The following is a 13,174-nucleotide window of genomic DNA, read 5'->3' as shown; positions in this document are numbered from 1 at the left end:
ACCGTGACCACCACGACCGACCTGGTGTCGTACGAGGACGCGCTGGCGTCGTACGACCCCGTCATGGGCCTCGAGGTCCATGTCGAACTCGGCACCAAGACCAAGATGTTCTGCGGCTGTTCGACCTCGCTCGGCGCCGGTCCGAACACCCAGACCTGCCCGGTCTGCCTCGGCCTGCCCGGCGCGCTCCCGGTCGTCAACGCGACCGGCGTCGAGTCCGCGATCAAGATCGGCCTCGCGCTGAACTGCGAGATCGCCGAGTGGTGCCGCTTCGCCCGGAAGAACTACTTCTATCCGGACATGCCGAAGAACTTCCAGACCTCCCAGTACGACGAGCCGATCGCCTTCAACGGCTACCTCGACGTGCAGCTGGAGGACGGCGAGACCTTCCGCGTGGAGATCGAGCGCGCCCACATGGAGGAGGACACCGGCAAGTCGACGCACGTCGGCGGCGCCACCGGCCGCATCCACGGCGCGTCCCACTCCCTGCTGGACTACAACCGCGCCGGCATCCCGCTCATCGAGATCGTCACCAAGCCGATCGTGGGCGCCGGCGAGCGCGCCCCCGAGGTGGCGAAGGCGTACGTCCGCGAGCTGCGCGAGCTGATCCGTGCCCTCGGCGTGTCCGAGGCCCGCATGGAGATGGGCCAGATGCGCTGCGACGTGAACCTCTCGCTGATGCCGAAGGGCAGCGAGAAGTTCGGCACGCGCTCGGAGACGAAGAACGTCAACTCCCTGCGCTCGGTGGAGCGCGCGGCCCGCTTCGAGATCCAGCGGCACGCGGCCGTCCTCTCCGGCGGCGGCACGATCGTCCAGGAGACCCGCCACTTCCACGAGGACACCGGGTCCACGACCTCGGGCCGCGTGAAGGAGGAGGCCGAGGACTACCGGTACTTCCCGGAGCCCGACCTGGTGCCGGTCGCGCCCTCGCGCGCGTGGGTCGAGGAGATCCGCGCGGCCCTGCCCGAGCTGCCGCTGGCCCGCCGTACCCGGCTGCTGGCCGAGTGGGGCATCTCCGCCACCGACATGCAGGCGATCCTGAACGCCGGCGCGCTGGACCTGATCGTCGCCACGATCGACGCCGGTGCCGACGCGGCCTCCGCCCGCAAGTGGTGGATGGGCGAACTGGCCCGCAGCGCCAACGAGTCCGGCAAGACGCTGGACGAGCTGGCGATCACGCCGCAGCAGGTGGCGCGGGTCACCGAGCTGGTCGCCAAGGGCGACCTGAACGACAAGCTGGCCCGTCAGGTCATCGAGGGCGTCCTCGCCGGCGAGGGCACCCCGGACGAGGTCGTGGACAAGCGCGGTCTGAAGGTCGTCTCGGACGAGGGCGCGCTGACCGCCGCCGTCGAGGAGGCCATCGCCGGCAACCCGGGTGTCGCGGACAAGATCCGCGGCGGCAAGGTGGCCGCGGCCGGCGCCCTGGTCGGCGCGGTCATGAAGGCCACCCGCGGCCAGGCCGACGCGGCCCGCGTCAAGGAGCTGATCCTGGAGAAGCTGGGCGTCGCCGAGGGCTGAGCCCCGTTCCGCCGTACGGCCCCGGAGGCGCGCCCTCCGGGGCCGTACTGCTGTCCGCGCGTCCCCGGCCGAGGGCGCCGCCCCCCTGCCGGGGCCTCCCCACCGGAGGCGGTACGCTCGCCCGCCATGAGTGGACGCACTGATTCCGGCACCGAGCCTCCGATAACCGCGGCCGGCGGCGAGCACGAGGAGCTCGAGGAATACGAGGAATACGAGGCCTACGACGAGCACGAGGAGCACGGGGAGCACGCCGGGGATGCCCGTCGGGCGCGGTGGGCCGCGGCCGGCACCGGCGCGCTGCTGACGCTCGCCGGGCTGGCCGCCGCGCTGCTCAGGGCCGCCGGTTCCGCCCCGGTGCTCGTACCCGCCGCCTACGCCCTCGGTGCCGCCGTCTGCTCCCTCGCGGGGGTGCTCGGCCTCCGGGGCCGTACCCGCAGGGCCCTGTGGCTGCTGGTCGCCGGGACGATGGTCATGGCGCTCGGAGACCAGTTCGACTGACGTCCCGCCTCCGCACGGTACGGACGGATCCCGCAGCCACTGCGGGCTACATCCGGTTTATGGGTGTTTGTTCCCGGCGAAAGATCACACATCGTCTTCTGGGAGCATGCCCGTGGCAGACCTCGCGCGCTGGTGTGTCCGGCACCGCCTGACCACCGTCCTGCTGTGGCTCCTCGCCTTCGGCGGGGTCACGGCGGGCGCGGCCCTGGCCGGTTCGGCGTACACGGACGACTACGAGGTCCCCGGCACCGAGTCCGGCAGCGCGGCCCGGCTGCTCCAGGACGCCTTCCCGGGCCTGGCCGGCGACAGCGACACCGTCGTCTGGCACACCGCCGGCGGCACGGTCCGCGCCCCCGACGTCGAGCAGACCATGACCCGCACCCTGCGCCGGATCGCCGCCCTGCCCGGCGTGGCCTCGGTCTCGGGGCCGTACGGCGACCAGGACACCCACCGGATCAGCGCCGACGGCCGTACCGCCTACGCCACCGTCACCTTCGCCCGGCCGGCCGAGGACGTCGACCCGGCCGAGGCCGAGGCCGTCGTACGCACCGCCCGGGCCGCCGCGGGCGGGGGACTCCAGGTGGAGCTGGGCGGCGGCGCGATCGGGCGCACCGAGTCCCCGCGCGGGCACACCGCCGAGGTGGTCGGGGTGCTCGTCGCGGCCGTCGTCCTCTACCTCGCCTTCGGTTCGCTCGCCGCCTCGTTGCTGCCGATCGCCACCGCGCTGGTCGGTGTCGGCACCGCGTACGCGGGCACCGGGCTGCTCGGACACGTCATGACGGTCGCCGACTTCGCGCCCGTGCTCGGCACGCTGATCGGCCTCGGCGTGGGCATCGATTACGCCCTGTTCATCGTCACCAGACACCGGCGCGCCCTGAAACGCGGCCTGGGCGTCGCCGAGGCCGCCGAGCACGCCGTCGCCACCACCGGACGCGCCGTCGTCTTCGCGGGCGCGACGGTGTGCATCGCCCTGCTGGGGATGCTGACACTGCGGCTGGGCTTCCTGGACGGGGTCGCCGTCGCCGCCTGCCTGACGGTCGTGCTCACCGTCGCCGCCTCCGTGACCCTGCTGCCCGCCCTGCTGTCGTACCTCGGCACGCGCGCGCTCAGCCGCCGCGAACGGCGCCGGCTCGCCGAGGAGGGGCCACGCCCCGAGCTGCCCACCGGTCTCGCGGCCCGCTGGTCGGCCCTGGTCGAACGCCACCCCAAGCTGCTCGGCTCGCTCGCCCTCCTGGTCGTCGCGGTGCTCGCCCTGCCTTCCCTCTCGCTCCGCCTCGGCACCTCCGACCAGGGCAACGACCCCCGCACCGCCACCACCCGCAAGGCCTACGACCTGCTCGCCGAGGGCTTCGGACCCGGTGTGAACGGGCCGCTGACGCTGGTGACCCGGGTCGACGGAGGCGACGACAAGCTCGCCCTGGACAACCTCGACGCCACCCTGCGCGCCACCCCGGGCGTCGCCTCCGTCACCCCGGTGACCTACGCCACCGGCGGGGACACCGCGTACCTCACCGTCGTCCCCGGGTCCGCGCCGCAGTCGGAGGCCACCAGCGACCTGGTCGACCGGCTGCGCACCCGTGTGCTCCCGCGCGCGCGGCACGGCACCTCGCTGGACGTGCGGGTGGGCGGGGTCACCGCCGGCTACGACGACTTCGCGGAGGTCATCGTCGGCAAACTGCCGCTGTTCGTCGGCGGGGTGGTCGGCGTCGGCTGCCTCCTGCTGCTGGTCGCCTTCCGCTCGCTCGGCGTGCCGCTGAAGGCCGCCGCGATGAACGTCGCCGCCGTCGCCGCCGCGTTCGGCGTCGTCGTCGCCGTGTTCCAGTGGGGCTGGGGCGGCGAACCGCTCGGCCTCGGCCGCGCGGGCCCCGTCGAACCCTTCCTGCCGGTGGTCATGGTCTCGGTGCTCTTCGGGCTCTCCATGGACTACCAGGTCTTCCTGGTCGGCCGGATGTACGAGGAGTGGCTGGCTACCGGCGACAACCGGCGCGCCGTCCGCGTGGGCCTCGCCGAGACCAGCCGGGTGATCAACTCGGCCGCGGTCATCATGATCTCGGTGTTCCTCGCCTTCGTGCTCAGCGGTGACCGGGTCATCGCCATGTTCGGCATCGCGCTCGCCTCCGCGGTCGCCGTCGACGCCTTCGTCCTGCGTACGCTCCTCGTGCCCGCCCTGATGCACCTGCTCGGCGCCGCCAACTGGTGGCTGCCCCGCTGGATGCGGCGCCGCCTGCCGCGCGTCGGCATCGAGCCGCCCGAGCGCCGTGCCGCGCATGAGAGGCTCGGCCCGGTCCCGGTGCACGAACTGCGGAAGGAAGAACGGCACGATGTACGCGATATCGCTCGGTGAGGACGGCGCCGAACTGCGGCCCCTGGAGGTGTGGCACGCCGAGGAGCTGCTGGCCAACATCGACCGGGGGCGGGAGTTCATCGGCCGGCACATCGGCCTGGCGGACGCGGTGGCCGACCTGGCCGGCGCCCGTGCCTGGCTGAAATCGTACGCCGACAAGCGCGGTGCCGACGCCGGCAGCCTGCACGGGATCTGGCTGGACGGCACGCTCGTGGGCGGGCTGCTGTTCCGCGTCTGGGACACCCCGAGCGGGGTCTGCGAGGCCGGCTGCTGGCTGGAGCCGGCGGCGGCCGGACGGGGGCTGGTCACCCGAGGGATGCGGGTGCTGCTCGACTGGGCCGTCGAGGAGCGCGGGATGCACCGGGTGGAGTGGCGCGTGTCCTCGGCCAACGAGCCGAGCATCAACGTCGCCCGGCGGCTCGGGATGACCCGCGAGGGCGTGCTCCGCGAGAACTACCCGCACCACGGGGCGCGCACCAGCACCGAGATCTGGGCGGTGCTCGCACCCGAGTGGCGTGCGGCACGCGCGCGCAGCGCGCGCGACGATCATTAAGACACCTCTCAGACAGCGTCCGTACGGTGCCGGGCATGGCAACGAAGACAGCGGAAGGCGCCGAGGCCGGCACCGAGGCGCACAAGGACGACGGGACGGTGGCGGCCGGCACCACCGAGGAGGGGACCGGGGCGCAGGCCGCGGTGGACGACACCGGCGAGGGCGAGGCGCTCGCCTCCCCGGCGGAGGGCGACGAGCCGGAGGACGCGGCCGGTGACCGCGTGCCCTCCGGGGCCGGCCAGGGCGCCGGAGCCGTCGTCTCCGCGGCCCTCGGACTGGTCTCGCTCAGCGGCGGCTGGGTCGGCACCGTCGCCGGCGCCCGGGAGCAGCTCGTCGGCCAGCTGCACACCTCCACCGGCGCGAGCGTCGCCACGCAGCTCAAGGAGGTCTACGGCGACGCCTGGCACACCACCGCCCTGTGGGCCGGCCTGTTCGCGCTGGCCGCGCTGGTCACCGGCGTGGTCGTGCTGGTCCGGCCCGCGTTCGGCGTCCCCGGCCGCCCGCAGGTCCCCTGGATCAGGTCGGTCGCCTGGGCGGGTGTCTCGCTCGGCGTCATCGGCCTGCTCCTGGCCGTCCTGAAGTACTCCGACGCGCTCCTCGGCCTGCCCTCGGCCGGCTGACGGACCGCAGCTCCCAGGGGCCTTAGGGAGTCCGTGAGCATCTCACGGGCCTCCTAAGGCCCCTTACGCGCGCGTACGGGACGCAGGCCGGCCGAAGATGCGGAACTCTCCCGATGTGGCGGACCCCGCCGGAGGACGAAAGTGGAGTCATCGCAGAACGCGAGGCACGACCACCACGAAACCGGCTCCTCGGAAGGACCCGCCATGTACGAGCTCGAACTCCACCGGATGCGGTCCGCGGAACTGCGCCGCGAGGCGCAGCAGCACCGCCTGGCCCGCGAGGCCGTCCGCGCCCTCCGCGCCGCCCGCCGCGCGGACGCCGGCCACGGGGCCGCGGCCGCCGAGTCCCATACGGACCGCCCCCGACGGCTGCGGTCCCCGCGCACCGCGTGACCACGGGGGCGCGGGGCGGCCGTACGGGGGTCGGCCGCTCGACGGAACAGGGTCGTACGGCTCTCCGGCAGGGGAGCCGTACGGCCCTTCCGGCCGTGGGCGCGACTTCGCGGCCCACCGGTACGGCTCCGGCCGCCGGTGCTGCTCCGGCCGCGGACGGTGTCGCTCCGGCCGTGGACCGTGCGACTCCTCCGGCCGTCGGTACGACGATCACACCGGGGCTGTGGAAAACCGGTGACCGGTCGTCCCGCCCCCGTGCGATGCTCGGGCCCGTGGAGACCAGGTCCGTCAGTCCCGTGTTCGTCGGCCGCACCGACGAGTTGGACACGCTCGACGACGCGCTCGCCCGTGCCGCCGCGGCCGAGCCGCAGGCGCTGCTGCTCGGCGGCGAGGCAGGCGTCGGCAAGACCCGCCTCGTGGAGGAGTTCGCCGCGGCCGCGGCCCGGCAGGGTGCCGTCGTCGCCGCCGGCGGCTGCGTGGAGATCGGCGCCGACGGGCTGCCCTTCGCCCCCTTCTCCACCGCACTGCGCGCCCTCCGTGACGCCCTGACCGAGGAGTTCGCCGCCGCCGCGGCCGGCCAGGAGGAGGAGCTGGCCCGGCTGCTGCCCGACCTCGGCGAGGCCGGCGCCGGCCGCCACGACGAGCAGGGCATGGCCCGCCTGTTCGAACTCACCGCCCGGCTGCTGGAGCGGGTCGCCGCCGCACACCCGGTCGTCCTCGTCCTGGAGGACCTGCACTGGGCCGACGCCTCCACCCGCCACCTCCTCGCCTACCTCTTCCGCACCCTGCGCGCCGGCCGCCTCCTCGTCCTGGCCACCTACCGCTCCGACGACATCCACCGCCGCCACCCGCTGCGCCCCCTGCTCGCCGAACTGGACCGGCTGCGCACCGTCCGCCGCATCGAACTCGCCCGCTTCACCCGCGAGGAGGCCGGCCGGCAGATCGCCGGCATCCTCGCCGCCGAACCCACCCCGGCCCAGGTGGACGAGATCTACGCCCGCTCCGACGGCAACGCCTTCTTCATCGAGGAACTCGCCGTCGCCGCCGCCCGGGGCGACTGCGCCGGGCTCACCGACTCCCTGCGCGACCTGCTCCTGGTCCGGGTCGAGGCACTGCCCGAGAGCGCCCAGCGGGTCGCCCGCGTCGTCGCCGAGGGCGGCTCCACGGTGGAGTACCGGCTCATCGCCGCCGTGGCCCAGCTCACCGAGGACGACCTCATCGAGGCGCTGCGGGCCGCCGTCGGCGCCAACCTCCTCGCCGTCGCCCGCTCCGGCGACGGCTACCGCTTCCGGCACTCCCTGGTCCGCGAGGCCGTCGCCGACGACCTGCTGCCCGGCGAACGCTCCCGGCTCAACCGCCGCTACGCCGAAGCCCTGGAGGCCGATCCGACGCTGGTCCCCGCCGACGCCCGCGTGATGCGCCTGGCCAGCTACTGGTACCACGCCCACGACGCCGCCAAGGCCCTGCCCGCCGTCCTGGCCGCCGCCGTCGTCGCCCGCCGCCGGCACGCCTACGCCGAGCAACTCGGGCTGCTGGAGCGGGCGATGGAACTGTGGGACACCGCCCCGGAGGAGGTGCGCCGCGCCCTGCGCCCGGTCGACTACACCGAGGTCTACCCCCCGTGCGGCTGCGACCCGGCCACCACCCCGCTGCGCTACCTCGACCTGATGGCCGAGGCGGCCGTCGCGGGCCGCTTCGGCGGGGAACGCGAACGCGCCCTGAAGATCACCAAGCGCGCCCTGCGCCTCCTGGCCGAGGAGCCCGACCCCCTGCGCGCGGCCTGGTTCTGGGTGCAGCGCGCCCGGCTGGTCCAGGCCCTGGCGCGCGGCGACGGCTGGCAGGAACTGGGCACCGCCCAGGACCTGGTGCGCGGCCTGCCACCGTCCGAGGTGCACGCCGAGGTACTGGCGGTCGCCGCCAGCTGGTCCATGCAGCGCCGCCCCGGCCCCGACGCCCTCGCCGCCGCCGAGCGGGCCGTGGAGTACGCGCGGATGGTGGGCGCCCGCGAGACCGAACTGCACGCCCGCCTCACCCTCGGCGTGCTGACGGTGGAGTCCGGCGACCCGGAGACCGGGCTCGCGCAGATGCGGCAGGTCCTCGGCGACACCCGCGCGGAGGGCATGCACCACGTCACGGGCCGCGTCTACGTGAACCTGCCGTCCGCGCTGCAGAGCGTCGGCCGGGACCGGGAGGCCGTCCCCCTGCTGCGCGAGGGCATCGAGTTCTGCCGCGGGTACGGACTGCTGGACTCCGGGGCGTGGGCGTGGGCCAACCTGTCCGAGGCCCTGTACTCCCTCGGTCAGTGGGCGGAGGCAGCCGAGGCCGCCGCGCACGCGACCCGGATCGGCCACAGCGCCAAGCCCCGCGGCGCGGGTGCCCTGCGCCTGGCCCACCTCGCCCTGGGCCGCGGCGACCTCGCCGAGGCGGGCCGGCACCTCGCCGCCGCCCACGCCCGGTACGGCACGCACGACCCGATGCCCCAGCACCTGCTGCCGCTGACCCGCATCACCCTGGGGATCGCCGCCGCCGAGGGCCGGATCACCGACGCCCGCGCGGCCCTGCTCCCGGCCGTGGACGCCGGGTTCCCGACCGGCACCCACCGCTACGGCTGGCCGCTGCTGCTGGCCGCCGCCACCGCGGAGGCCGACGCCCGCACCCTGCCCGCCGCACGGCCCGGCCGCGCGGAGATCCTCGACCGGCTCTCCGCCGCGGTACGGACCCTCACCACCGGCGTGCCGCTCTGGCAGGCCTACGCCCAGTGGACCCGCGCCGAACTGCTCCGCGCCGAGGGCCGGGACACCCCGGACACCTGGTCCCCGGTCGTCGCCGCCTTCGAGTGCCTGGACCGGCCCTACGACCTCGCCCGGCTCCGCCACCGGCTCGCCGCGGCGCTGCTGGCCGAGGGCGGCGACGACGAACGCGACCGCGCGGGCGAGCTGCTCCGGCTCGCCGCCGCCGTCGCCGCCCACCTCGGCGCCCGGCCCCTGGCCGACGCCGTCACCCGGCTCGCCCAGCGCGCCCGCCTCACCCCGGCCGGCGCCGGCCGCCGGGCCCCCGCGGACCCGGTCGCGGCGCTCGGCCTCACCAACCGTGAGCGGGACGTGCTCGGCCTGGTCGCGGCCGGCCGCACCAACCGCCAGATAGCCGAGGCACTGTTCATCTCCCCGAAGACCGCGAGCGTCCACGTCTCCCACATCCTCGGCAAGCTCGGCGTCTCGGGCCGCGGCGAGGCTGCGGCGGTGGCGCACCGGCTGGGACTGTTCGCGGCCGGGACGCTCGGGGCCGAAACGCCGGGATGAGACCTACGCTGAAGGAAACCGGCACTGAGGGGGAGCCGTGTTCGACGCGTTCGAGGAACTGTTCGCACCCGGTCGTCAGCACACCCGGGACGAACGGAGACGACTGGAACTGACCCGCGAGGACGTGGGCGACAGCGACCCCGGTCGCGGCCCGATCGACCTCGCCTCCGGCAGAGCGGTGATACGCCTGCCGGAACCGGACCCGGCCGGGACCGAACCGGCCGGTCCGGAGCCGGAGGAGCGGCCGGCAGGCACCGTCGCCCGGAGCCGGACTGATCCGAAAGAGAGGCCCTAGCGCACCCGCACCTCCAGCACCCGGTCGTCCCCCTTCTTCGGGGTGCCACGGCCGTCCGTGTTGCTGGTCACCAGCCACAGCCGGTCCCCGCCCGCCGGGACGACCGTGCGGAGGCGGCCGTAGGTGCCCGTGAGGAAGGCCTGCGGGCCGGCCGCCGCCGAGGTGCCGTTCAGCGGGACGCGCCACAGGCGCTCGCCCTTCAGGCCCGCCGTCCAGATCACGCCGTCCACCCAGGCGATGCCGCTGGGGGAGGCGTCGTCGGTGTGCCACTGGGCCAGCGGGTTCTGGAAGCGGGTGTCGGAGGACCGGCCCTCGGCCTCCGGCCAGCCGTAGTTCCCGCCCGGCTTGATCGCGTTCAGCTCGTCCCAGGTGTCCTGCCCGAACTCCGAGGCGAACAGCCGCTGCCGGTCGTCCCAGGCCAGGCCCTGCACATTGCGGTGGCCCAAGGAGTACACCGGTGAGCCCGGGAAGGGGTTGCCCGGGGCCGGTTCGCCGTCCGGGGTCAGCCGCAGGATCTTGCCGCCCAGCGACTTCCCGTCCTGCGCCAGGCCCTTCCGCCCGCTCTCGCCGGTGCCCGCGTACAGCATGCCGTCCGGGCCGAAGGCGATCCGGCCGCCGTTGTGGACGAGACCCTTCGGGATGCCCTTGAACACCGTGTCGGGGGCGCCCAGCTGCTCACCGGCCGGCTTCTTGTCGTCGTACAGCATGCGCACGACGCGGTTGTCCGAGGCGGAGGTGAAGTAGGCGTAGATCATGTGGTCCTTGGCGAAGCCGGGGGAGAGGGCGATGCCCAGCAGGCCGCCCTCGCCGGCCGGAGAGACCCCGGAGACCGTGCCCAGCTCGGTGGTCCGGCCCGTCTTCCCGTCGATCCTGCTGATCGTGCCCTCGTCCCGGGAGGACACCAGCAGCCCGCCCCCGGGCAGCGGCGCCAGCCCCCACGGGGTCTTCAGCCCCTCGGCCACCGTGCGCAGCACCCGCACCGAGCCCTTGGCCGGAGGCGGGGAACCGGTGGCCCGCGGGGCGGAGGCGCCCGGCGCGCTCCCGGTCGCCGTCCGCCCGCCGCCGTCCGTCCCGCCGTCCCCGCCGGAGGAGCAGCCGGCCGTCAGCAGCAGGGCGGTCACGGCCAGGGCGGCCGGTACAGCTCGACGTCGCACGATCACGGTCCCTTCGACGCGGCGGTCCGCACGGCACGCTCTTTCCCCGTCCAACACCGCTCGTACCCCGCCGGGTTCCCGGACCGCGGCACCCGTCGGGGGGAACCTCAGTCCCACGACCCCTGGGCCGCCGGCAGCCGGGCCACCTCCGCCAGGTCCTGCGGGGTCAGCCGCAGTCCCGCGGCCGCCGCGTTCTGCGCGGCCCACCGATCCCGCTTGGTGCCCGGCAGCGCGATCACATGCGGGCCCTGCGCCAGCACCCAGGCCAGCGCCACCTGGGCCGGGGTGACGTCCTCACCGTGCCGGCGCGCGATGCGCCGCAGCCCCGCCACGATCGGCTGGTTCGCCGCCATCATCTCGGCGGTGAACCGGGGGTGCCGGGCCCGTACGTCGTCCGGTTCGAAGCCCTCGCCCGGCGTCAGCGTCCCGGTCAGGAAGCCGTTGCCCAACGGCATCGCCGCCAGGAAGCCCACGCCCCGCGCCTCGCACCACGGCAGCAGCGCCCGCAGCGCCTCCGGCGACCACACCGACAGCTCCGCCTGCACCGCGCTCACCGGGAACACCTGCTGCACGCGCTGCAACTGGCGCAGCGTCGTGTCGTACAGCCCCGCGCCCGTGCGGCGCCCGCCGCGCGCGCCCACCGCGCACAGGCCCAGCGCCCGCACCTTCCCGGCCCGCACCAGGTCCGCCATCGCGCCCCAGGTCTCCTCGACGGGCACCTCCGGATCGGCGCGGTGCAGCTGGTACAGGTCGATCACGTCCGTCTGGAGCCGGCGCAGCGAGGCGTCGCAGGCCCGCCGCACATAACCGGGGCGGCCGTTGGCCACGATGTGCTGCTCGCCCACCAGCAGCCCCACCTTCGTCGACACGAAGGCCTCCCGGCGCCGCTCCCTCAGCACCCGGCCCAGCAGCAGCTCGTTGGTGAACGGGCCGTACATGTCCGCGGTGTCCAGGAGGTCCGAGCCCAGGTCGAGGGCCCGGTGCACGGTTCTGAGCGACTCCTCCCCCCGCTGCCGGGAACCGCTGTACGCCCAGCTCATCGGCATGCACCCGAGTCCGACGGCCCCCACCGCGAGTCCCCCCGCGCCGATCGTCCTGCGCTCCACCTGCTCGTGAACCTCCCTCTGCCCGGCCCCCAACCTAACCTCTGCGCGCACGGGCGCCTGACATAGCCTCCTGGCATGACTTCAGACGTCTGGCTTCCCATTCCGCCCGAGGAGATCGAGGGGCTTCCCGACGGGCTCCGGTACCTGTTCTGGGACGGCGGGGACGACGGCCGCCAGCCGTTCCCCGGCGACCCGGCGGAGTGCGCCGTGTACGTGGTGCCGTACATGAAGCGGCTGTCGGTCCGGGTGGGGCCGCTGGAGCACCTGACGAACGTCCGGGTCGTCCAGACGCTCACCGCCGGCGTGGACGACATCACCTCCCGGCTGTCGGTGATCCCGCCGGGGGTACGGCTGTGCAACGCGCGCGGGGTGCACGAGACGAGCACCGCCGAGCTGGCACTCACCCTGACCCTCGCCTCGCTGCGCGGCATCCCGCAGTTCGTCCGCGACCAGCAACAGCAGCGCTGGGCCGGCGGTTTCCGTCCCGCGCTCGCCGACAGGAACGTCCTGATCGTCGGGTACGGGGCCATCGGCGCCGCCATCGAGGACCGGCTCGTGCCCTTCGAGGTGGCGCGGGTGGCGCGCATCGCGCGCTCCCAGCGCACCACGGCGCGCGGTCTTGTGCACCCGATCACCGATGTGCTCTCCCTGCTCCCGGACGCGGACGTCGTGATCGTCTGCACCCCGCTCACGGAGGCCACCAGGGGCCTCGTCGACGCCGACTTCCTGGCCCGGATGAAGGACGGCGCACTGCTCGTGAACGTCGCGCGCGGAGCCGTCGTGGACACCAAGGCGCTCCTCGCCGAGCTGGAACGGGGCCGGATCACCGCCGCCCTGGACGTGACGGACCCGGAGCCGCTGCCCCCCGGCCACCCCCTGTGGCAGGCGCCCGGAGTGCTGATCAGCCCGCATGTGGGCGGACCCTCCTCGGCCTTCCTGCCGCGTGCCGAGCGGCTGCTGGCCGACCAGTTGACCCGCTACGTGAACCAGGAGCCGCTGCGCAACGTGATCCTGACGACCGGGCCGGGAACGGCGGGAGCAACCGGGCGGTAAGCCCCGTCCGGCACCCTCCGCAACCTTTCGGGCGCACCCCGTACCCGCATCCTCGCTGGTCGTCACGGAGCGTAGAGAAGCTATGTCCCTGAGTGACGATCCTGGTGTATCGTCCCGACAGGGGCTGCGCCGCTGACCGTTCGGCGCCGGGGATGGACATTTCAGATTCGTGAGGGGGGCGACGGGCGATGCACGGCCTATGGACGAACGATCCGACGCGGCGGAGCCGCCGACGGCGACCCTGGCGCACGGCGGCGCGCAGGCGCGGCCACCACACCAGCCACCACAGTCACCAGCAGCGCAGGCACAGCGGCCGCCGCAGGCACGCGCATCCAGCGCAC

Annotated in this window: 11 protein-coding genes; 9 read left to right on the top strand and 2 right to left on the bottom strand. The window is 74.5% G+C overall.

All coding sequences use genetic code 11. The features are described 5' to 3' along the window. The first annotated feature begins 3 nt into the window (after positions 1–3). The 8 genes from gatB (at position 4) to ACZ4VF_RS36130 (ending at position 9,520) form a co-directional block, all read left to right on the top strand. Complete coding sequence (gene gatB, locus ACZ4VF_RS36165) at positions 4–1,518, top strand: Asp-tRNA(Asn)/Glu-tRNA(Gln) amidotransferase subunit GatB (RefSeq protein WP_467931360.1); 1,515 nt, start codon at positions 4–6, stop codon at positions 1,516–1,518. 126 nt (positions 1,519–1,644) lie between these two features. Next, complete coding sequence (locus tag ACZ4VF_RS36160) at positions 1,645–2,016, top strand: hypothetical protein (RefSeq protein ID WP_467931359.1); 372 nt, start codon at positions 1,645–1,647, stop codon at positions 2,014–2,016. A 112-nt stretch (positions 2,017–2,128) separates the two neighbouring features. Beyond that, positions 2,129–4,360, top strand: a complete 2,232-nt coding sequence (locus ACZ4VF_RS36155) for an MMPL family transporter (protein ID WP_467931446.1) — start codon at positions 2,129–2,131, stop codon at positions 4,358–4,360. Then, positions 4,338–4,913, top strand: a complete 576-nt coding sequence (locus ACZ4VF_RS36150) for a GNAT family N-acetyltransferase (RefSeq protein WP_467931358.1) — start codon at positions 4,338–4,340, stop codon at positions 4,911–4,913. The genes ACZ4VF_RS36155 and ACZ4VF_RS36150 overlap by 23 nt, the downstream gene beginning before the upstream one ends. A 35-nt stretch (positions 4,914–4,948) precedes the next feature. Beyond that, positions 4,949–5,533 (top strand): hypothetical protein, encoded by a 585-nt coding sequence (locus ACZ4VF_RS36145; RefSeq protein WP_467931356.1) that lies wholly within the window; start codon positions 4,949–4,951, stop codon positions 5,531–5,533. A gap of 204 nt (positions 5,534–5,737) precedes the next feature. Further along, positions 5,738–5,926, top strand: coding sequence for a hypothetical protein (locus ACZ4VF_RS36140; RefSeq protein ID WP_467931355.1), 189 nt, complete (start codon positions 5,738–5,740; stop codon positions 5,924–5,926). A 260-nt stretch (positions 5,927–6,186) separates the two neighbouring features. Beyond that, positions 6,187–9,225, top strand: a complete 3,039-nt coding sequence (locus ACZ4VF_RS36135; protein WP_467931445.1) for a helix-turn-helix transcriptional regulator — start codon at positions 6,187–6,189, stop codon at positions 9,223–9,225. A gap of 37 nt (positions 9,226–9,262) precedes the next feature. Next, positions 9,263–9,520: a DUF6191 domain-containing protein gene (locus ACZ4VF_RS36130; RefSeq protein ID WP_467931354.1), complete on the top strand. Its 258-nt coding sequence runs from the start codon at positions 9,263–9,265 to the stop codon at positions 9,518–9,520. Here the strand turns inward: ACZ4VF_RS36130 and ACZ4VF_RS36125 are convergent. Continuing rightward, complete coding sequence (locus ACZ4VF_RS36125; RefSeq protein WP_467931352.1) at positions 9,517–10,680, bottom strand: PQQ-dependent sugar dehydrogenase; 1,164 nt, start codon at positions 10,678–10,680, stop codon at positions 9,517–9,519. The two genes, ACZ4VF_RS36130 and ACZ4VF_RS36125, sit on opposite strands and share 4 nt — an antisense overlap. A gap of 101 nt (positions 10,681–10,781) precedes the next feature. Continuing rightward, complete coding sequence (locus tag ACZ4VF_RS36120; protein WP_467931351.1) at positions 10,782–11,780, bottom strand: aldo/keto reductase; 999 nt, start codon at positions 11,778–11,780, stop codon at positions 10,782–10,784. A 75-nt stretch (positions 11,781–11,855) separates the two neighbouring features. Between ACZ4VF_RS36120 and ACZ4VF_RS36115 the strand changes: the two genes are divergently transcribed. Next, positions 11,856–12,833 (top strand): 2-hydroxyacid dehydrogenase, encoded by a 978-nt coding sequence (locus ACZ4VF_RS36115; RefSeq protein ID WP_467931350.1) that lies wholly within the window; start codon positions 11,856–11,858, stop codon positions 12,831–12,833. The last annotated feature ends 341 nt before the right edge of the window (positions 12,834–13,174 follow it).

The organism is Streptomyces sp. NPDC029151, assembly GCF_055564315.1.
This window is presented reverse-complemented; position numbering and strand designations above follow the sequence as displayed.